Source organism: Methyloversatilis sp. MC4-4, assembly GCF_049843555.1.
Classification (GTDB): domain Bacteria; phylum Pseudomonadota; class Gammaproteobacteria; order Burkholderiales; family Rhodocyclaceae; genus Methyloversatilis; species Methyloversatilis discipulorum_B.
This window is the reverse complement of sequence record NZ_JBBHZK010000001.1, coordinates 700,033-719,939: the sequence shown is the minus strand read 5'-3', so window position 1 is coordinate 719,939 and position 19,907 is coordinate 700,033. Positions and strand designations below refer to the sequence as shown.

At 66.9% G+C, this 19,907-nt stretch carries 20 protein-coding genes and 1 tRNA gene; 11 read left to right on the top strand and 10 right to left on the bottom strand.

Annotated features, from left to right (window positions below):
- The first annotated feature begins 74 nt into the window (after positions 1 to 74).
- Together WDZ97_RS03350 and WDZ97_RS03345 are read left to right on the top strand one after the other, a co-directional pair.
- Positions 75 to 506, top strand: a complete 432-nt coding sequence (locus WDZ97_RS03350) for a DUF1841 family protein (protein WP_019917889.1) — start codon at positions 75 to 77, stop codon at positions 504 to 506.
- A 50-nt stretch (positions 507 to 556) separates the two neighbouring features.
- On the top strand, positions 557 to 1,414 hold the full coding sequence (locus WDZ97_RS03345) for a D-hexose-6-phosphate mutarotase (RefSeq protein WP_425761787.1): 858 nt from the start codon (positions 557 to 559) through the stop codon (positions 1,412 to 1,414).
- A gap of 71 nt (positions 1,415 to 1,485) precedes the next feature.
- Here the strand turns inward: WDZ97_RS03345 and WDZ97_RS03340 are convergent, their stop codons facing one another.
- Both WDZ97_RS03340 and WDZ97_RS03335 read right to left on the bottom strand, forming a co-directional pair.
- Positions 1,486 to 3,375 carry a propionate--CoA ligase gene (locus tag WDZ97_RS03340; protein WP_425761786.1) on the bottom strand — a complete coding sequence of 630 codons (1,890 nt, stop codon included), beginning with the start codon at positions 3,373 to 3,375 and terminating at the stop codon, positions 1,486 to 1,488.
- 71 nt (positions 3,376 to 3,446) lie between these two features.
- Entirely contained in the window at positions 3,447 to 4,631 is a 1,185-nt protein-coding gene (locus WDZ97_RS03335) for a GGDEF domain-containing response regulator (protein WP_425761785.1), read from the bottom strand.
- A gap of 149 nt (positions 4,632 to 4,780) precedes the next feature.
- On the opposite strand from WDZ97_RS03335, the gene WDZ97_RS03330 reads away from it, so the two are divergent.
- A complete protein-coding gene (locus WDZ97_RS03330) occupies positions 4,781 to 5,335 on the top strand; it encodes a C40 family peptidase (RefSeq protein WP_425761784.1) in 555 nt (184 codons plus the stop codon).
- Positions 5,336 to 5,351: 16 nt separating this feature from the next.
- Here WDZ97_RS03330 and WDZ97_RS03325 read toward each other — a convergent pair whose 3' ends face one another.
- Positions 5,352 to 5,702, bottom strand: coding sequence for a DUF2325 domain-containing protein (locus WDZ97_RS03325; protein ID WP_296812111.1), 351 nt, complete (start codon positions 5,700 to 5,702; stop codon positions 5,352 to 5,354).
- 113 nt (positions 5,703 to 5,815) lie between these two features.
- Here WDZ97_RS03325 and WDZ97_RS03320 point away from each other — a divergent pair, with 113 nt between their 5' ends.
- The 5 genes from WDZ97_RS03320 (at position 5,816) to WDZ97_RS03300 (ending at position 9,406) form a co-directional block, all read left to right on the top strand.
- Complete coding sequence (locus WDZ97_RS03320; RefSeq protein ID WP_304003150.1) at positions 5,816 to 6,844, top strand: Fe(3+) ABC transporter substrate-binding protein; 1,029 nt, start codon at positions 5,816 to 5,818, stop codon at positions 6,842 to 6,844.
- Between the two features lie 109 nt (positions 6,845 to 6,953).
- Positions 6,954 to 7,292 carry a CidA/LrgA family protein gene (locus WDZ97_RS03315; RefSeq protein ID WP_425761783.1) on the top strand — a complete coding sequence of 113 codons (339 nt, stop codon included), beginning with the start codon at positions 6,954 to 6,956 and terminating at the stop codon, positions 7,290 to 7,292.
- The gene (locus WDZ97_RS03310) at positions 7,289 to 8,008 is read left to right on the top strand and encodes an LrgB family protein (RefSeq protein WP_304003147.1); all 720 of its coding nucleotides are present in this window, start codon (positions 7,289 to 7,291) and stop codon (positions 8,006 to 8,008) included. Before WDZ97_RS03315 ends, WDZ97_RS03310 begins: the two co-directional genes overlap by 4 nt.
- An 88-nt stretch (positions 8,009 to 8,096) precedes the next feature.
- Positions 8,097 to 8,780 (top strand): GTP cyclohydrolase II, encoded by a 684-nt coding sequence (ribA, locus tag WDZ97_RS03305; protein WP_304003144.1) that lies wholly within the window; start codon positions 8,097 to 8,099, stop codon positions 8,778 to 8,780.
- The gene (locus WDZ97_RS03300; protein WP_425761782.1) at positions 8,780 to 9,406 is read left to right on the top strand and encodes an SAM-dependent methyltransferase; all 627 of its coding nucleotides are present in this window, start codon (positions 8,780 to 8,782) and stop codon (positions 9,404 to 9,406) included. Before ribA ends, WDZ97_RS03300 begins: the two co-directional genes overlap by 1 nt.
- 12 nt (positions 9,407 to 9,418) lie before the next feature.
- On the opposite strand, the gene WDZ97_RS03295 is transcribed toward WDZ97_RS03300, so the two are convergent.
- Positions 9,419 to 9,503, bottom strand: a tRNA-Leu gene (locus WDZ97_RS03295).
- A 45-nt stretch (positions 9,504 to 9,548) separates the two neighbouring features.
- Here WDZ97_RS03295 and hpnC point away from each other — a divergent pair.
- From hpnC to hpnE, 3 genes are read left to right on the top strand one after another with little or no spacing between them, the layout of a single operon-like run.
- Positions 9,549 to 10,382, top strand: coding sequence for a squalene synthase HpnC (hpnC, locus tag WDZ97_RS03290; RefSeq protein ID WP_425761781.1), 834 nt, complete (start codon positions 9,549 to 9,551; stop codon positions 10,380 to 10,382).
- The gene (gene hpnD / locus WDZ97_RS03285; protein WP_304003795.1) at positions 10,379 to 11,212 is read left to right on the top strand and encodes a presqualene diphosphate synthase HpnD; all 834 of its coding nucleotides are present in this window, start codon (positions 10,379 to 10,381) and stop codon (positions 11,210 to 11,212) included. The genes hpnC and hpnD overlap by 4 nt, the downstream gene beginning before the upstream one ends.
- Positions 11,209 to 12,474, top strand: a complete 1,266-nt coding sequence (gene hpnE, locus WDZ97_RS03280; protein ID WP_425761780.1) for a hydroxysqualene dehydroxylase HpnE — start codon at positions 11,209 to 11,211, stop codon at positions 12,472 to 12,474. Before hpnD ends, hpnE begins: the two co-directional genes overlap by 4 nt.
- Positions 12,475 to 12,568: 94 nt before the next feature.
- Here the strand turns inward: hpnE and WDZ97_RS03275 are convergent, their stop codons facing one another.
- The 6 genes from WDZ97_RS03275 to WDZ97_RS03250 all read right to left on the bottom strand — a co-directional run bounded on the left by WDZ97_RS03275 (position 12,569) and on the right by WDZ97_RS03250 (position 19,841).
- Positions 12,569 to 14,914 carry a catalase gene (locus tag WDZ97_RS03275; RefSeq protein WP_425761779.1) on the bottom strand — a complete coding sequence of 782 codons (2,346 nt, stop codon included), beginning with the start codon at positions 14,912 to 14,914 and terminating at the stop codon, positions 12,569 to 12,571.
- Between the two features lie 85 nt (positions 14,915 to 14,999).
- Positions 15,000 to 15,740, bottom strand: coding sequence for an esterase/lipase family protein (locus tag WDZ97_RS03270; protein ID WP_425761778.1), 741 nt, complete (start codon positions 15,738 to 15,740; stop codon positions 15,000 to 15,002).
- A gap of 413 nt (positions 15,741 to 16,153) precedes the next feature.
- Positions 16,154 to 16,642, bottom strand: a complete 489-nt coding sequence (locus WDZ97_RS03265) for a hemerythrin domain-containing protein (protein ID WP_304003799.1) — start codon at positions 16,640 to 16,642, stop codon at positions 16,154 to 16,156.
- A gap of 150 nt (positions 16,643 to 16,792) precedes the next feature.
- Positions 16,793 to 17,770, bottom strand: coding sequence for a hypothetical protein (locus tag WDZ97_RS03260; protein ID WP_425761777.1), 978 nt, complete (start codon positions 17,768 to 17,770; stop codon positions 16,793 to 16,795).
- A gap of 671 nt (positions 17,771 to 18,441) precedes the next feature.
- On the bottom strand, positions 18,442 to 18,666 hold the full coding sequence (locus WDZ97_RS03255) for an RNA-binding S4 domain-containing protein (RefSeq protein ID WP_425761776.1): 225 nt from the start codon (positions 18,664 to 18,666) through the stop codon (positions 18,442 to 18,444).
- A gap of 8 nt (positions 18,667 to 18,674) precedes the next feature.
- On the bottom strand, positions 18,675 to 19,841 hold the full coding sequence (locus WDZ97_RS03250) for a methionine aminotransferase (protein WP_425761775.1): 1,167 nt from the start codon (positions 19,839 to 19,841) through the stop codon (positions 18,675 to 18,677).
- Between the last annotated feature and the right edge of the window lie 66 nt (positions 19,842 to 19,907).

Genomic DNA, 19,907 nt, shown 5'->3' with positions numbered 1-19,907 from the left:
GCAAATGTACTAATCCGGCGGTAAATCCCTGGCTGTGGTGCAATAGCTGTCCGCATCAGACTGCTTTTCGCACCATGTTCAACCCCTCCCGCGACCAGGCCCGCCAGTTCTTCATCGATACATGGGCCAAGCGCGGCGGCAACCAGCCGCTGACGCAGATGGAAACGCTGGCACTGACCCTGATGGGCCGCCATCCGGAGTACCACGCACTGCTCGACCAGGGCGAACGCGCACTGACCCGTGAATACCCGCCGGAACTGGGCGAAACCAACCCTTTTCTGCACCTGTCGCTGCACCTGGCGATCGAGGAACAGCTGGCAATCGACCAGCCGCCGGGCATACGTGCGGCCTTCGAGGCCCAGCGCGCCAGGCTGGGCGACGAGCACGAGGCGCTGCACCGCGTGCTGGACTGCCTCGGCGAGACCATCTGGCGCGCGCAGCGCGATCGCCAGCCGCCGGACGGCGCCGCCTATGTGGCCTGTGTACGGGCCGGACTGGACGACTGAAGCACCGCAGGCGCTAACATGTGCGCCCTCTTTTCCTGTCGCCGCCCGCAATGACCTCGACCGACGCTTCTGTTAACACCATAGACTTTCACGGTCAGCCTGCGCTCGAACTGCGCTCACCCGACGGCGCCACCTGCGTGGTCAGCCTGTTCGGTGCGCAGGTGCTGTCCTGGGTGCCGACCGGCGGCAAGGAGAGGCTGTATCTGTCGCCGCAGGCGCGCTTCGACGGCCGCAGCGCGCTGCGCGGCGGCATCCCGGTGATCTTTCCTCAGTTCGCCGAGCGCGGCAGCGGCCCGCGCCACGGTTTCGCGCGCACCCTCGTCTGGCAGGTCGATCAGACCCGCGTATCGAAGGACTTTGCCATCGCGACGCTGCGCCTGACCGACGATGAAACAACGCGCGCGGTGTGGCCGCACGCTTTTGCGCTCGAACTGACCGTGGTGATTGGCGGCAACCGGCTCGACCTCGAACTTTCGGTCGACAACACCGGCGCCACCGCCTTCGACTTTGCCGCCGCATTGCACAGCTATCTGCGCGTCGCCGAGGTCGAAAACTGCCGTCTCGAAGGCCTGCGCAACACGCGTTACCTTGATGCTACCGACGGCGACAAGGCGAAGGACGACCGGCTGGACGCCCTCATCGTCGAGGACGAGGTCGATCGCCTCTACCGCCGGGCGCCGGATACCGTGGTGCTGCACGATGGCGCGCGGGCCTTCGGTTTCCAGAGCGAAGGATTCCCGGATCTGGTCGTCTGGAACCCGTGGGAACACAAGTGCCGGGCGCTGAACGACATGCCTGACCTCGATTTCCGCCGCATGATCTGCATCGAACCGGCGATCGCCGAGCGCCCGCAGACGCTGGCCGCCGGCGAACACTGGAGCGGTCGCCACACCATCGTCGCCGCCTGACGAGAGAGAACCGGGAAAGAGGAAGAAAAAAAGGGCACCCGCAGGTGCCCTTTCCTGGTGCGCAAGCGAAATCAGGCCAGCGCCTGGCGCACCTGATCCAGCGTCGTCGGATCGTCCAGCGTGGTCAGATCCCCCGGGTCGCGCCCTTCCGCAATCGCCTGGATGGAACGGCGCAGCATCTTGCCGGAACGGGTCTTGGGCAGACCATTCACGAACACGACCCGGCCCGGGCGAGCGATCGCACCGAGCAGGCCGTCCACGGTCTGCATCACTTCCTTCTCCAGCTTGGCGCGGTCTTCCGCAGTTGCGGTCCGGGCCGGGTCCTTCACCACCGCAAAAGCCAGCGGCATCTGACCCTTCAGCGCATCGGCGACGCCGACCACGGCAACCTCGGCAATCGCCGAATGCGCCTGGATGGCCTCCTCGATCTCGCGCGTGCCCAGGCGGTGCCCGGCCACGTTGATCACGTCGTCGGTGCGACCGAGGATCTTGTGATACCCGGCCTCGTCACGGATGCCCCAGTCGAAGGACGAATAGACCAGCGGCGACTTGAACAGCGAGAAATAGGTGCGCACGAAACGGTCGTCGTCGCCCCAGACGGTGGACAAGCAACCGGGCGGCAGCGGCGGCACGATGCCGACGATGCCCTTCTCGTTCGGGCCGCATTCGCTGCCGTCCTCGCGGAAGATGCGCAGGTCGTAGCCATACACCGGCGCACCCGGCGAACCGAGCTGGATCGGCGTCTTCTCGACGCCCGGCAGCTCGCACAGGATGGGCCAGCCGGTTTCGGTCTGCCAGTAGTTGTCGATGACCGGCTTGTCGAGCGCCGTCATCAGCCATTCGTGCGTCGGCTCGTCCAGCGGTTCGCCAGCCAGGAAGATATGGCGCAGCGACGACAGGTCGTGCTTCTTCAGGTAGGCGGGATCCTGCTTTTTCAGCACGCGCGCGGCGGTCGGTGCCGAGAACATGACCGTCACCTTGTACTTCTCGACCAGGCTCCACCAGATGCCGGGATCGGGGCGCAGCGGCGTGCCTTCGTACATCAGTGTCGCCATGCCGGCAATCAGCGGGCCATAGATGATGTAGGAGTGACCGACGACCCAGCCGATGTCCGAGGTCGTGAACATCGTTTCGCCCGGGTGGCCGCAGTAGATGTGCTTCATCGACGCGGCCAGCGCGACCGCGTAGCCGCCGGTGTCGCGCTGCACGCCCTTCGGCTTGCCGGTGGTGCCCGAGGTGTACAGGATGTAGGAGGGCTCGCTCGACTCCAGCCAAACGCAGGGCACGCGGGCATCCATGTGCTGCGCGCGCAGCGTCGCGTAATCGACGTCGCGGCCGGCGGTGCGCGGGAAGTCCTTCTCCAGCCCGCGATCGACCATGAGCACCTTCTCCGGCGGGTGCTCGGCCAGCGAGCAGGCCTCGTCCAGCAGATGCTTGTAGGGCACGACCTTGCCGCCGCGCATGCCGGCCTCGGCCGACACGATCACCTTGGGTCGGGCGTCATCGATGCGCGTGGCCAGCGAACCGGAGGCGAAGCCGCCGAACACCACCGAGTGGATGGCGCCGATGCGCGCACACGCCAGCATCGCGAAAGCGGCCTCGGCAATCATCGGCATGTAGATCAGCACGCGGTCGCCGCGGCCCACGCCGAGCGACTGCAGGATGGCCGCCGTGCGCTCGACCTCGCGCTGCAGTTCGGCGAAGGTGTAGGTCTTCTCGGTGTCGGTCTCGGTCGACACGAAAATCAGCGCCGGCGCGTCCGAACGCTGCGCGGCATGACGGTCGACCGCGTTGTGACACAGATTGGTGGCACCGCCGACGAACCACTTGGCAAAAGGCGGACGGGAAAAATCGCAGATCTGCTGCGGCGGCGTCTGCCAGTCGATCAGACCGGCCTGCTCGGCCCAGAACTCATCGCGTTTGGCGATAGAGCGGGCACGGAATTCCTTGCTTGCTGACATTCAACTCCTCCAACCCCGCACCACTGTGAATTGACCTGATTGATCTTGTTATTGTGTTTCTGCTTGCCGAACTAGCTTGGCTGCTGCTTGCCGAGGAGCGAAGTATCGGCTTCGGCTGCGTGCTCGCGCAAGCAGTCGAGCGGAATGTTGCAGTCGTACTTGACTCCGATCAATTCCAGCAGCGGCAGCAGCCGGTAGATCAGCGCCGGCAGCTGCGGCTCGATTTCGGCCTGTGCGCCCGACTTGATCAGCAGCAGCGCGCGCTCGATGCTGACGATGCCGGCCGTCCACGCGAATTTCTGCGGCTCGCCGCCAGTGCTGCGCACCGCGTTGCCGCCCTCGCGGTGCGCCAGATCGGCACGCGCCACCGCAAGGCCCAGCATCTGCGACACCGAATCGGCCTGGTCGGCCAGACTGTTCGCGACGCCGATGTTCAGGCTGATGCGCAGCGTCTGGCCGCGATACTGCATCGCTGTCGCACCGATCACGCTGCGCATCCGGTTGGCGAACTGTTCCGCGCTCTGCAGGCTGATGTCGGGCGTGATGATGGCGAACTGGCCGTCGCCGATCTGCGAGAAGGTGTCTTCCTTGCGCACCTTGGTGGCCAGCACCTTGGCCAGCTTGCGCATGATCAGGTCGGTCACGTGGCGACCGAAGTTGCGGGTGATCTCGCCGAAGTTGTCGATGCCGACGATCAGTACGCTGACCTGACCGTGGTAGCGCGCCGCGGCAGACATCAGCTGCGCGCCGTGGATTTCCATGTACTGTGGCGTCGCCATGCCCGAATCCGGGTCGATCGGCGAGGCGGCGGCCAGCGCCTCGCGGCTGTCGGCGAGTTCGCGGGAGGTCTTGCTGAGCCGGCTGGCGGATTCGATGCGCGACAGCAGCTCGACCGTGCCGATGCCCTTGGTGATGAAGTCGGTGGCGCCGAGTGCCCGCGCACGCTCGCGTGCCGCGTCATCCTCGTCGCCGGAAATCATGATCACCGGAATGTCGGCGATGCGCTGGATGTGCGAGGCGCGGATGCGTTCGAGCAGGCCGTAGCCATCGAGGTGCGGCATGCTCAGATCAGACAGCACGACCTGGATCGAATCATCGACCAGCAACGTCGCCCAGCCGGCTTCGCCGTCGGCCTCCTCGCGACACTCGAAGCGGTCGCGGATGCGTTTGATGATGGACGCGCGCACCATGCGCGAGTCGTCTACGACAAGCACCTTGGCGTGCATCACATCATCGCTGGGCGGGGAATCACTCATGGGCCGCGCGTCGGCTGGGATGGTCGGACCCGCGATTGTAGGGGAAGCCGGCGCGCTGTCGCGCAACATGTTGGCGGTGTCGGAAAACTTGGCAGATGGGGGTTGCGTCGGTATATTCCGGCCCCATGCTCCGAATATCCCTTCTCCGGATGTGGTTGTGCGTCGCTTCTGCCTGCGCACTTCTCGCCTCCCCCGCCGTTCGGGCCGAGCCCGCTGCGGCACCGGAAAGCGGCGTATTCACGACGCTCTACGGTCCGTTCTCCGGCGAGCGCGTGATCGAGCACGCCAACGCCGCAGCCGATGCGGTGACCGACCTGATCGACAACGGCCTGTCCCTGCTCGGCATCCGCTACCGCTTCGGCGGCAATACGCCGCAGAGTGGCTTCGACTGCAGCGGTTTCGTGCGCCACGTGTTTTCCGATGCGCTGGGCGTGCTGCTGCCGCGTACCGCGGTTGAAATGGCACGTGTCGGTGAAACGATTCCGAAGGACGAACTGCAGCCGGGCGACCTGGTGTTCTTCAACACGCTTCGCCGCTCCTTCTCGCACGTCGGCATCTACCTCGGCGACAACAAGTTCATGCACGCCAATTCGCGCGGCGGCGGCGTGCGTGTCGACGACATGACCGGCCGCTACTGGGCCAAGCGCTTCAACGGCGCGCGCCGGATCGACGTCGATCAGGGCAGCAGCATTTCGCTGCGCTGATTCCTTCCGGCCGGCTTCACTTCGCGCGGGGACACGCCGCGCACTTGACCGCGCCGCACCCCTCCAGCGCTGTTTTCAACGCACACACCGAACGACGGCAGGCCACCACCGGCACGCCGCTGTCGCGTGCCGCGTCGCGGTAGGCTTTCATCACGTTGTGGCCGAGAAAGTCGGTAAACAGGATCACCACGTCGGTCCCGCCGGGCAGGCGCTGCGCCTGCCGCTGGTGCTTGGGATCGCGACCGGTGATGTGATGACGGATCTTCAGGCCGAACTCGGCCAGCACCTCGGGAATGTTGCCGAGGCGATCGGCCCCGACCAGAACAGCGTCCATGCGAACATCCTTTTGAGAACGATTCGCATTCACGGTAGCGCAATTGCGAATGCTTTGCAATTGCGAATTGCTTCTGCTAATTTCCGGCCGCATCGTGACGCACTGATTCGCGCACGAACCTTGCGACCGTATCTCCTGGAGCGACCATGAAATCCCGACTCATCCGCCTCGCAACGGCGCTGACCGCCGCCTTCGCGCTGACCCCGGCGCTTGCGCAGGAAAAGGTGCTGAACCTCTACTCAGCCCGTCACTATCAGACGGACGAAGCGCTGTACTCGAACTTCACGCGCCAGACCGGCATCAAGATCAACCGCATCGAAGGCAAGGAAGACGAACTGGTCGAGCGCATCCGCAACGAAGGCGCCAACAGCCCGGCCGACGTGTTCATCACCGTCGACGCCTCGCGCCTGGCCCAGGCCGACGCGCTCGGCCTGTTCGCCCCGGTAAAGTCCGCCGTGCTCGAAGAGCGCATTCCCGCCCACCTGCGTGACCCCGAGAACAACTGGTTCGCGTTCTCGACCCGCGCCCGCGTCATCATCTACAACAAGATGAAGCTGAAGTCGGCCGACGTCGCCAACTACGAAGACCTGGCCAAGCCGGCGCTGAAGGGCAAGCTCTGTTCGCGCTCCGGCGCCCACCCATACAACGTGTCGCTCGGCGCGGCGCTGATCCAGCACTGGGGCGAGGCGAAGACCGAAGAGTGGGCACGCGGCGTGGTCGCCAACTTCGCACGCGCCCCGAAGGGCGGCGACACCGACCAGATCAAGGCGGTGGCGGCCGGCGAGTGCGACGTGGCGGTGTCGAACACCTACTACCTGGTGCGCCTGCTGCGCTCGGGCAAAGCGGAAGACCGCTCGATGATGGAAAAGGTCGGCGTCGTGTGGCCCAACCAGTCCAGCTTCGGCACCCACATCAACATTTCCGGCGGCGGCGTGCTGAAGACGGCGCCGAACAAGGACGCCGCAGTCAAGTTCCTGGAATACCTCGCCTCGGACGAGGCGCAGGCCTATTTCGCCAACGGCAACAACGAGTGGCCGGTGGTGAAGTCGGCCGTGGTGGCGAACCCGGAACTGAAGTCGCTCGGCAACTTCAAGGCCGACACGCTGAACGTGGGCGAACTGGCCCGCACGACGGCCCAGGCGCAGAAGGTGTTCGACCGCGCCGGCTATCGCTGATCCGGCGATCGAAACCCGTCAGCGAAGGCCCCGGTACCGCAAGGACCGGGGCCTTTTCACATCCGCGGACGCCGTAGAATCCGGTCATGTATCAAGGCCGGAGGTCGTCATGCTCGCGTCGCTCACCCTGCTGCTGGTGCTGCAGCTGATCGGGGAAGTGCTGGTCCAGTGGCTGGGGCTGCCGGTGCCGGGCCCGGTGGTCGGCATGGCGCTGCTGTTCGCCGCCCTGATGATCCGCCGCGACACCCCGGCACCGCTGCGCGAAACGGCAAACACCCTGCTGCAGCACCTGTCGCTGCTGTTCGTACCGGCCGGCGCCGGCATCATGGTGCACGCCACTCTGCTCGCCCGCGAATGGCTGCCAACATTGACCGCCGTCGTGCTGAGCTGCGCGATCACGCTGCTGCTCACCGCTGCCGTGCTGCGCCTCGGAGCGCGTGGTCGATGACGGGCGAAATCCGCGAGCTTTGGGTCTATCTGGCGGCCAGCCCGCTGCTCGGCCTCACGCTGACGCTGCTGGCCTACCAGGCGGCGCATGCGCTCTACCTCAAGCTCGGGTCGCACCCGCTGGCCAATCCGGTCGCCCTGGCGGTCGCCCTCATCGTCGCCCTGCTCACGCTGACCGGCACGCCCTACGCCGTCTATTTCGACGGCGCCCAGTTCGTCCATTTCCTGCTCGGCCCGGCCACGGTCGCCCTGGCTGTTCCGCTTTACGCGCAGCTACCCAGGCTGAAGCAGCTGTTCGGCCCGTCCATGCTGGCGCTGCTGGCCGGGTCGGTGGTGTCGGTGCTGTCCGTATGGTGGATCGCGCAGGCGCTCGGCGCCGAGCCGCGTACGCTGCTGTCGCTGGCGCCGAAATCGGTCACCACGCCGATCGCCATGGGCATTTCGGAAAAGATCGGCGGCCTGCCTTCACTGACCGCCATTCTGGTCATCCTGACCGGCATCGTCGGTGCCGTCATCGGCCCCGCGCTGCTCAAGGCCACCGGCACCCGTGACCCGGCGGTAACCGGCTTCGCCATCGGCATGAGCGCGCATGGCATCGGCACCGCGCGCGCCTTTCAGCTCGGCGAGACGGCCGGCGCCTTCTCCGCGCTTGCAATGGGATTGAATGGTGTCGTCACGGCGATTGTCGTGCCGCTGATCGCCCGCTGGTTAAGCTGACCGTGCCGCCCCGAGCACAACATGGGCCATACTTACGCCCCTTGGCCTGCTCCCGCACTCCGCTTCAGGCCCCAACACAAAGCAGCACATGAGCACGCACTCCAGTGAAAAGAAGTACCGCGCCATCGGCCACCTGCCGGAAGGCGACAACGCCGGCCGCCACCCGGCCGACGCCACCGCGCACGCGACCGCTCCGTCGGACATCGTCTGCCGGCTGCCCACCCGTTGGGCCGACTTCACGCTGCACGGCTACGCCGACCCGAAGACCGGGCTCGAACACGTTGCGCTGACGCTGGGCGACTTCAGCGACGGCGCGCCGGTCATGCTGCGCCTGCATTCCGAGTGCCTGACCGGAGACACGCTGTTCAGCCTGCGCTGCGATTGCGGCCCGCAGCTCGAAGCGTCGCTGCGCGCGATTGCTGCCGAAGGCCGCGGTGCCCTGGTCTACCTGCGACAGGAGGGGCGCGGCATCGGCCTGATCAACAAGATCCGCGCCTACGCGCTGCAGGACAGCGGCGCCGACACGGTGGACGCCAACCGCATGCTGGGTTTCGAGGACGACGCGCGCGATTACCGCTACGCAGCGCACATCGTGCGCAGCCTCGGCATCCGTCAGGCCCGCCTGCTCACCAACAATCCGCTGAAGGTGCGGGCACTGGAGAGCGAGGGCGTCGAAGTGGTCGAGCGCATTCCGCTGCACGCCGGTGCCAACCCGATGAACCACCGCTACCTCGCGACCAAGGCCCAGCGCATGGGCCACATCCAGGACTGATGAGCCACGCCGACGCGCAGGACTTCTGGTCTGACAAGTACCGTGCCGTTGGCGAGGCCTATCTGTTCGGCACCGCGCCGAACCGCTTCCTCGCTGCACAGGCCGGCCTGCTCCGTGCAGGACAGCGCGCGCTCAGCGTGGCCGACGGCGAAGGCCGCAATGCGGTCTGGCTGGCCGAACAGGGGCTGGACGTGACGGCGACCGAACTGTCGCCAGTTGCACTCGACAAGGCCGAAGCACTGGCTGCCGCGCGCGGCGTACGGGTCGATTTCGCGCTGGCCGACGCGCTGAACTGGACCTATCCGGACGAAGCCTTCGATCTGGTGGTGGGCATTTTCATCCAGTTCGCGGCACCCGACGAACGCGCCCGGCTGTTCGAAAATCTGAAGCGCACGCTGCGCCCGGGCGGTCGCATCGTGCTGCAGGGCTATACGCCGAAACAGCTCGACTACCGCACCGGCGGGCCGTCGGCCATCGAGAACCTGTACACCGCCGCGATGCTGCACGAAGCCTTCGGCGACTTCGACATCGAGCGGCTGGACGAATACGAGGACGTGCTCGACGAAGGCTCCGCGCATCGCGGACAGTCGGCACTCGTGGGGATGGTGGCGAGAAAGCCTGGCTGAACAAGCGCAGGCTGGTGCCCAGGAGAGGACTCGAACCTCCACGCCTTGCGGCGCTGGAACCTAAATCCAGTGCGTCTACCAATTTCGCCACCTGGGCACGCGGCGCGGATTGTACACCCGCCCCCGGTATACTCGGCGCCCCATGTCGGTCGAACACTACGAAAACTTCCCGGTCGCCTCCCGCCTGATGCCGCCCGCGCTGCGCGAGCCGGTCGCGGCCATCTACTGGTTCGCCCGCAATGCGGACGACATCGCCGACGAGGGCGAGGCCGCCCCGGAGGCGCGCCTGACCGCGCTCGAACTGTGCCGCGAACAGTTGCGCGTCATCGAACGCGGCGGCGTGCCGGACGACCCGATACACGCCCGGCTGGCCCGCACCGTCCGCGCCTGGTCGCTGCCGCTGCCGCTGTTCCACGACCTGCTCGACGCGTTTGCGCAGGACGTGGTGACGACCCGCTACGCAAACGACGCCGAACTGCGCGACTACTGCCGCCGCTCGGCCGACCCGATCGGCCGGCTGCTGCTCTGCCTGTACAAGGTCGATGACGCGGAAAGCCTCGCGCAGTCCGACGCGATCTGCAGCGCGCTGCAGCTGATCAACCACTGGCAGGACGTCGCCATCGACATCGGCAAGAACGCCGACGGCCTGCCGCCCGGCCGCATCTACATTCCGCTCGACACGATGGCGCGCTTCGGCGTGACCGAGGCGCATCTGCGTGAGGCCCGCTGCGACGAAGCCTTCCGCGCCATGATGAAACACCTGGTCGATGACGCCCGTGCACTGATGCGCTCCGGCATGCCGCTGGCACGTCGCCTGCCCGGTCGCATCGGCTGGGAACTGCGCCTGATCGTGCAGGGCGGGCTGCGCATTTTGCAGCGCATCGAACAGGTCGATTACGATGTGTTCCGCCGCCGCCCGAAACTGGGCCGAACCGACTGGCCGCTGATCGGCCTCAAGGCCCTCACCTACCGATGACTCCCGACGAATACTGTCAGGACCGCGCCGCGAAGAGCGGCTCGTCCTTCTATTACAGCTTCCTTTTCCTGCCGCCGCCGCGCCGCCGCGCGATCACCGCGCTGTACGCCTTCTGCCGCGAGGTCGACGACGTGGTCGACGAAACCGAGGACGTCGGCATCGCGCGCACCCAGCTCGCCTGGTGGCGCACGCAGATCGACGCCTGCTTCGACGGCACGCCGGAGCATCCGGTCTGTCTGGCGCTGCTGCCGGCCATCCGCGACTACGGCCTGCCGCGCGAACAGCTGCTCGAAATCATCGACGGCATGGAGATGGATCTCGACCAGTCGCGCTATCTCGACTTCAAGGGGCTGCAGCTCTACTGCTACCGCGTCGCGTCGGTGGTCGGTCTGCTCGCCTCGCAGATCTTCGGCTCGACGCACCGCGACACGCAGAAGTATGCGCACGATCTGGGCATCGCCTTCCAGCTCACCAACATCATCCGCGACGTGGGCGAGGACGCGCGACGCGGTCGCATCTACCTGCCGGTCGAGGAACTGCAGCGCTTCAACGTGCGCGCCGCCGACATCCTGAACGCGCGCTACAGCGACGAATTCCGGCAACTGATGGAGTTCCAGATCGCGCGCGCCCGCCAGTACTACGAACAGGCGATGGCAGCGCTGCCGAAACAGGATCGCGCGGCGCAGCGACCGGGTCTGGTGATGGCGGCGATCTACCGCACCCTGCTCGACGAGATCGAGCGCGACGGCTGCCGCGTACTCGATCGGCGCATCGCGCTGACGCCGCTGCGCAAACTGTGGCTGGCGTGGAAAACCTGGCTGAAAAGTTGAGTACCACGGTCGCCATCGTCGGTGGCGGCTGGGCCGGCCTGGCCTGCGCGGTCGACTGCGTACGCCGTGGGCTTCAGCCGACGGTGTTCGAGGCCGCGCCCCAGGTGGGCGGTCGCGCGCGCACCGTACACATGGACGGTCTGCCGCTCGACAACGGCCAGCACATCCTGATCGGCGCCTACAGCGAAACGCTGGCGCTCATGCGTGCCGTCGGCGCAGACCCCGACGCGCTGCTGCAGCGCTTGCCGCTGGCGCTCGAATTCGACGATGGCTTCTCGCTGCGCGCGCAGAGCAGCGGGCGCCTCGGCATCGCCCTCGCCTTCCTGCGCGCCCGAGGCATGAGCTGGCGCGACCGTCTGGCGGCACTGCGGCTGATGCGCGCGATCCGCCGTGCCCCGGGCGCCGACGAGAGCGTCGCCGCCCTGCTCTCACGCAGCGCGCAGACGCCGGGCGCAATCACGCACCTGTGGGCGCCGCTGTGCGTCGCCGCGCTGAACACCTCGATCGAACAGTCCAGCGCCCGCGTGTTCGCGCGCGTGCTGACCGACAGCCTGATGGGGCCACCGGGCGCGGCCGACCTGCTGCTGCCGCGCGCCGACCTCGGAAGCCTGTTGCCGGAACCGGCGCTGTTCTGGCTGCGTGCGCACGGCGCAGCAGTGAACACCGGAACGCGCGTGCGCACGGTGCGCGAGCGGGCCGACGGCTTCGCCATCGACTGCGCCGACGGCGTGCAGCGCTTCGACCGCGTCGTGTTCGCCTGCAGCCCGCATCAGTTGCCGGCGCTGCTCGGCGACCTGCCGGGCATGGAGACCATCGCGCGACAGGTCGCGGCGCTGGCGTACGAAGCCATCACTACCGTCTATGCCGCATTCGACGCCCGCACGCGTCTGCCCGCGGCGATGACCGGCTTCGTCGCAGGCGAACCGCACTGGGTATTCGACCGCGGCCAGCTCGGCGGTCCGCCCGGCCTGCTGGCCGGTGTCGTATCCGCCGCGGGCGGCACGCGGGAAGAGACGGAACGCACCGTACTGGCCGCGCTGCGCAGCCAGTTCCCCGCGCTGTCCGATCCGCTGTGGGTACGCACGATCAGCGAACGCCGCGCCACCTTCCGCTGCACGCCGGGACGTGCCGCGATCGAACAGCCGCGCGACACCCGCATCGCGATTGCCGGCGACTACCTCGTCGCCGACTATCCGGCCACACTGGAAGCCGCCGTGCGCAGCGGACTCGCCGCGGCCCGCCGTGTCGCAGACGCGCGCTAGCGCGTCAGTCAGCAGGCGCGCCCCCGACGACTGCGCGCCGGGCCGCGCCCACCATTTCTCAGCTCATCACCGCCCGTCGACAACAGGGCTGCCTTCAGACACCCGGCGGGTCCGTTTCACGTGCCGGATGACGATGCTTGCCGAGGGCGGCGATAAACGCCGCCACACCTTCGACCAGCGCATCGTCGCTCGCCAGCACGATGCCCGGATCGGGCAGACCTGAGCTCAACTCGCTTGCGATGCCGGCCTTGCCGAGCAAGGCCTTCGACGCGCCGATGACCAGCATGGTCTTGCCGTGGCGATACTGGTTGGTCACGAACTCCAGCGTCTGGCCGTGGCGGGCCAACAGCGCGACGCCGTCCCCCCCATCCGGCAGGACGAGCGCATCGAACAGCACCGGCGGCGAGTTCTCCAGCGTGCCGGTCCCGTCCACCGACGTGCCGTCGGTGGTCCTGACCGGACCGAGACGAGGCGCGACGACGCATGCAGCGGCACCGGCCGCGCTCAGCGCAGCCTGAACGGCCCCGACCGACGCGCCGAGCACGCCGTCGGCAACCAGGATGGCCACCTTGCGGGTGCGGATCCCGCCGTCGCCGGGCCGCGCGGTGAGGGACAGCGCCGGCGATATGATCACCTCGGGCTCCGCCGGTTTCGCCGACGCTCGCGGCATCGCGTCGGGCAACTTCATGCCCAGTCCGTCGGCGATCTTCGCGGCCATGTCGGCGGACACGTTCACCAGCGAAGCGAGCATGCGTTCGCGGATGGCCGGCACGGTTACCTTGCTCAGTTCGAAGCGGAAGCCACCGACGATGTGCGCCTTCTCCACCTCGGTCTGGCTGTCATAGAACAGCGTGGCTTGCGTGTAGTGATCGGCAAACTTCTCCGGCTTGCCACGCAGCTTGTCGTCGTCGATCGGTTGCGGAAACGACACGAAGCCTGCCGCACCAGCCTGGAACGGGCAGCCGCCAGCCAGCGAGTTCGGCTCGTATGCAACCTTGCCGCGGGCAATGGCCTGGCGATGCAGACCGTCGCGCTGGTTGTTGTGGACCGGCGCCAGTGGTGCGTTGATCGGCAGCTCGTGGAAATTCGCGCCGCCCAGCCGGGTGATCTGGGTATCGATGTACGAATGTATGCGCCCGGCCAGCAGCGGGTCGTTGCTGAAGTCGATGCCGGGCACCACATGCGCGGTACAGAAGGCGACCTGCTCGGTTTCGGCAAAGAAATTGTCCGGATTGCGGTTGAGTACCATGCGGCCGACCGGCGTCACCGGCACCAGTTCTTCCGGGATCAGCTTGGTTGCATCGAGCACATCGAAGCTGAAGCTTTCGGCCTGGGCTTCGGTGAATATCTGCAGGCCAAGTTCCCATTCCGGGTACTCGCCGGCTTCGATCGCGTCCCACAGGTCGCGGCGATGGAAGTCAGCGTCGGCGCCGGCGATCTTGACCGCTTCATCCCAGACCAGCGAGTGGGTGCCGAGTCGGGGCGTCCAGTGGAACTTGACGAAGTGCGACTCGCCCGCCGCATTGACCAGCCGGAAGGTATGTACGCCGAAGCCCTGCATCATCCGCAGGCTGCGCGGTATGCCGCGGTCGGACATCACCCACATCAGCGTGTGCGTGGTCTCCGGCATCAGCGACGCAAAGTCCCAGAAGGTGTCATGGGCTGACGCCGCCTGCGGCATCCCGTTGTGCGGTTCGGGCTTCACGGCGTGCACCAGGTCCGGGAACTTCATCGCGTCCTGGATGAAGAAGACCGGGATGTTGTTGCCCACCAGGTCCCAATTGCCCTCGTCGGTGTAGAACTTGACGGCGAAACCGCGGACATCGCGTGCCGTGTCGACTGAACCCCGTTCACCTGCGACGGTGGAGAAGCGCACGAATACCGGCGTGATCTTGCCGGCCTCCTGGAAGGGCGCCGCGCGCGTGAGCCCGGTCAGCGGCTGGTAGGCCTCGAAATAGCCGTGCGCGGCCGACCCCCGGGCATGCACCACGCGCTCCGGAATGCGTTCGTGGTCGAAGTGCGTGATCTTCTCGCGCAGGATGAAATCTTCAAGCAGGGTCGGTCCGCGCAGGCCGGCCTTCAGCGAACTCTGGTTGTCGGCGACTGCGACGCCCTGATTGGTCGTCAGCGTCTGTCCGCTGGAGTCGGTCCGGGCCCGGTCCAGCGAAGTGGCGCCATCGCCGGTCTTGGCCGAGTGATTGCATTCGCTGAGCGTGCTGGCCGACGTCAGCGCGTTCGCCCGATCCAGCACCTGTCCCGCCGGTGGCGCGATCGCAGTATTCCGTCCGTACTCGCTGCTCTTGCTGGCATTGTGCGGCATTGACCCGGCGAGCGCCTCGACGTCGGCCGCTTGTTGCGCGAGCCTGTGAGCGGCACCGGGGTCGTTTGCCGGGGTGGGCCGCGTGTCGGCGGCAGGGTGGCTGGGGGCTGTCTTTTTCATGGGAGCGTCCTGAAAGGTTGATGCCGCAGCGGCGGTGTGAACGCTGCGAACGGTGCGGATGAGAATCACGACACGCCGATGTCCCTCAGGCCGTGCCGACGTAGCGGCGCCAGGGGCCCGCATGCTGGCCCAGTCGATCGGCGACGATGTCCAGTACCTCCCGGTTCCAGCCCATGCCCATGTGGCTGCCGTCGACCTCGATGTCCTGGGTGAGCCGGGAGCGCGTGCCATGACGGCAGGTTTCCCACGCCACCACACCATCCGACCGGCTGTAGATGGAGGTGGTACGGAGGGGCGGTGGTACGCGAAGGCGCTCGATCCATGACGGATCGATGCTGGCTGCACGACCGCCCAGCACACTTGATAGCCAGCTCGCGTTGCTGTCGGCGGCGCCGCCGTTGAACGGTGTGGCGATGGTGATCACCTGCCGCAGCCTGGGGGCGATCAACTTGCCCAGTTCGCGTGCATACAGGCCACCCAGGCTCCAGCCGATGAGCGTCGCGGGTTGTGCGTGTTTCTCCAGCTGGACGGATATCCGGTCCGCGAGGCCCGCGAGCCAGGCGCCGAGCTCACATTGAGGCCCGACATTGACGCCCTGCCCCCAGTCGAAGGCCTCGTAGCCAAGTTGCCGGCAGTGGGCGCGCAGAATGGACACCGACGTGCCGTCGGTCCCCAGACCCGGGAAGATGACCACCGGATGCCCGTCGCCGGGCACCGCTTCGCGCGGTGCGGAGCATTGCTGGAAGGCGAACTCCATTGCCGCACGAAACGGTTCCAGCAAGGTCAGCGACGGATTGGGAGCCGCGAATGCGTAATCTCTCTTCATGATTGTCCCGCGGTGAGTGCAACGAAGGTGAGGCGTGGAACGCCTCGGGCCCGATCGGCCATCAAGAGGCGTGTGGAGAGTGCTTCGGTCATCGGACCTGCGTGGCAGCACCGACGCAATCCGGCAGCAGGGGAGACCTGCCTTCCGCCTTCAGGGTCGGCCGCAGGAGGCCGTCCGGACGGCGGATGAATCAGCGGCGCCGTCGTAGCCTGGTCCTGGGCGCGGCCGGCACTGACCTGCCGGACAGGGCCGTCAGCGTGTCGTGGAAAAGCTCGATCACGGCGGCGTCGATCTGACGCCTGGCCGCTGCGGTCGCCTGGCCGCGCATCCTCCCGGCCATCCGGTGGGCGCCGCTCAGCCACATGCTCATCAAGGGGTTCGTTCTGCGCACTGGACGGGACGGTGCGCCTGCGTCAGCCGCGGGCGGCGAGCAAATCAGCCTTGCGCGCCGCCATCCGGTCACCCAGTTCGACAAGGTCGAGTGAGGACGCCTTCGCCTTGGGGAACATTTCGTCCTGCTCCTCCTTGACGTGATGTTTGACGTACTCGGACAGCACCTTCACCTTGGCTTCATAGCTTTCGCCGTCCGGGTCGATGCCTTCGATCTGTGCGATCAGGTCCATCAGGCTGGCGTGTTCGACCACGGCCTCCGGTACCAGCAGCTTGTCCTTCAGTGCCGCCTTGACCGCCGGGTAGAAGATCTCTTCCTCGATCTGCGCATGCACGCTCAGTTCGGCACATATCTCGGCGACGAGTGCTTTCTTCTTCTTGCTCGAGTCCGTCTTTTCGTACTCGGCAAACAGGCCGCTGACTGTTCCATGGTCGGCTCTGAGCAGGGCAATGGCGTCCTTTGCGACGGCGGGTGTCTTCGATGCGGCAGTGTTCCGGGTGTTCGTAGTCATGGCGGTTCCTTGGCTTTGTTGCGGATGAGAGAGGTGCAATCAATGCACGAACAGCGCGATCAGGATGATGATCGGGATGGGAATGCCGAGAAGCAGGAGCAACAGTGAACGCATGGTGGCCTCGTGATGTGGAGTGTTCGAACCGCCCCGTCAGGCGTCACGCTGCCGGCCACCGCAGGTCGCTGCCAGGCTGGCGACGAACGCGCCGATGAGCAGGGATACGAAGACCCACAGTGCAGCGTAGGCGGACGCCTTTCGTGCCGCGTCGGCGGCCTCCTTCGCGGCGATTTCGGCCTCGTTCAGCCTGGCCTGGGCACGCGCATAAAGGTCGGTCACGCGTTTCTCCGCGTCCTGCTGCGACATGCCGGTGCGCTGGGCGACCAGCCGACCGACATAACGCAGGTCATCCGGCGGCAGGGGTGCGGAACGGCTGACGTTCATGAATATCCGGCTGACTTCCGCGACATCGACGGACAACGCGCGCTCCGAAGCGGTGACCGGCGTCTCGGCCTCCGACGAACCGGCCGTCGAGGCAGGCCCGTCCGCGCGAAACAGGGCGTCGACGAAGTAGGCCATCGGCCCACCGTCATCCGACGCCGCGCTCCCCGATGCGGCGAGGCCGCCCGCAGCCGCAGAGGCCGTGATCGCTGCGCCGCCGACTGCCGAGGCCCCGGCCTGGATGCCGCCGCTGAGGATGGACCCGATCACCGAGGTCAGCAGCGCGGCCGTGGTCAGCGAAGCGACGGCCCACGCCAGAAAACCATGCGCGGTATCACGGAAGTAGATCTCGTCAGCGGGCGTGTCCATCCATCGTGTGCGCAGCCTGCCAGCCAGATAGCCCCCCATTGCAGAGGAGAGCAACTGCGTGAGCGTCAGCCACACGATGGTGGACACGCCGAAGGTCGCTGCGCTGACGCCTTCGAGCGCCCATGGCGATACCGAAGACAGGCCGAGCCCCACGCCGAGGATCAGCAGGATCAGCGACAGGGCGGCGCCGGCGGCAGCGCCAGCCGCGATGGCCCCCCATGACACGGCGCTGTTCATCGGGCGTGGGCGATCGAGTTGAGTGTCGGACAGGCCGTATCCGCGTGCGGGCGGATCGAGCGGTGCAGCGGTCGAGATTGCCATGACAGTCCTTCTGGTGAAGTGCGGAGTGGCGGGCGTCATGCCTCATGGCATGTGCACGTTGCTGCACGGTAGTGCCCCTGTGACGCGGGGTCCGTTGGCTGGCGCACATAACCGTCATCGGCGTGATCGCTGCCTCGCTCGATCCGTCCCTGACCGGACGGACCTCACCGTCGACCGGAGGTGGATGCGCCGGCCCAGCGCAATGTCATTGGCGCCCGACGCCGCGCTTTCGCATCCGGTGCGTCGTACGGAACCCTCTTGCTGCCCGTGGTCCGCCATGGGCACCGGGTGCCAATGCGCGCAGTCGACACCGGCACGATGCCGCTGCGGTCATCGCCGGTGCTCGAGTTCGAAGGGGTATCGCTGCGTAGAGGAGAGACGTGGCGGGTCGATGCGAGGCCCGGACGCGCGATCGGCGATCGCCGGTGACGCCCTGGTCGCCGACTGTCCGGTCACGCCGGAAAACACCGCGCGCAGGCGCGCATCCGCCCCATGCGCGGGTTCCGTCGCCGGCGCGGGCGCTGCTCGTGACGGTGCGCGAAAAAATCCGCTGATGAGTTCTTCCGCCGCATCGCGAGCGGCGCTCGCTGCCGCAGAGAACCGGTGTCGTGTGACACGACCCTCTCACGCGGCATGCAGACGCACCATCGGCGGCAGCTGCCGCCCCGCGATTACTCGGCTGTGCCGCGCACCTTGACGCGCACGCCGTCGCACTCCACCACCTGACCGGCGCGGATCTTGGCGGTGCGACGCGATTCCGGCTGGCCGTCCACCATCACGCCACCGGCGTCGACGCGGGCCTTGCCCTCGCCGCCACTGGTGACGACACCGGCAATCTTCAGCAGGTCGCACAGGGCGACGTAGTCGCCCCGCAGTTCGAAATCGACGTTTTCCATTGCAGCTTTCAATAGGCGCACAGGCGCTCGCAGGCCTGTGCAATGAGCGCTTCGCTCTTGGCGAAGCAGAAACGGATGAGCTTCGCGTCGAAGCCATCGTGGTGGAAGGCTGACACCGGTATGGTGGCCACGCCCGCTTCGCGCATCAGCCGGCGTACGAACACGGCGTCCGGCTCGTCGGCGATCGCGTGATAGCGGGCGAGCTGGAAATAGGTGCCGGCGCAGTCCAGCAGTTCGAAGCGTGAAGCGGCCATGCGAGCGCGGAAGTCGTCGCGCTTCTTCTGGTAGAAGGCGCCGAGGTCGAGGTAGCGCGAGGTGTCCGCCATGTAGTCGGCCAGCCCGAGCTGGCAGGGCGTGTTCACTGCGAACACGTTGAACTGATGCACGCGGCGGAATTCGGCGGTCAGCGACGGCGGCGCGCAGACGAAGCCCACCTTCCAGCCGGTGACGTGGAAGGTCTTGCCGAAGCTGGACACCAGCAGCGTGCGCGCCGCCAGTTCCGGCACGCGGCAGGCGCTCGCGTGCTCCCGGCCGTCGAACATGATGTGTTCGTACACCTCGTCCGAAATGACCAGAATGTCGCGGCCGTCGCACAGCGCGGCCAGCCGGCGCTGGTCGTCCAGCGACCAGGCAGCGCCGGTCGGGTTGTGTGGCGTATTGGTGACGATGAGGCGCGTGCGCGGCGTGATCGCGCGCGCCACCGCGTCCCAGTCCGGCAGGAAGTGCGGCGCCTCCAGCCGGATGAATACCGGCGTCGCGCCCGCCAGCCGGATACCCGGCAGATAGCTGTCGAAGGCCGGCTCGAAAATGATCACCTCGTCGCCCGGCCCGGCCAGCGCGGTGATCGCGGTGTAGACGGCCTGGGTGGCGCCGGCGGTGATGGTGATTTCGGTTTCCGGGTCGTACTGTGCGCCATACACCGCGGCCATCTTGGCGGACACCGCGGCGCGCAGCGCAGGCTGGCCGGCCATCGGCGAATACTGGTTGTGGCCGGCGTGCATGTGCCGCGCCACCGCATCGAACAGTTCCGGCCCGGCAGTGAAGTCGGGAAAGCCCTGCGACAGGTTCAGCGCGCCCAGTTCGGCCGCTTCGCGCGAAATGACGGTGAATATCGTGGTGCCCACGTCGGGCAGCTTGGACGGCACGCGGCCGCTGTAATCCTGCATGGCAGACATCGCTCTGGCTTGGAGGGCGGATTATGCTTCAGGCCCCGACGCAATACGGCATGCCCGCCCCGCTCC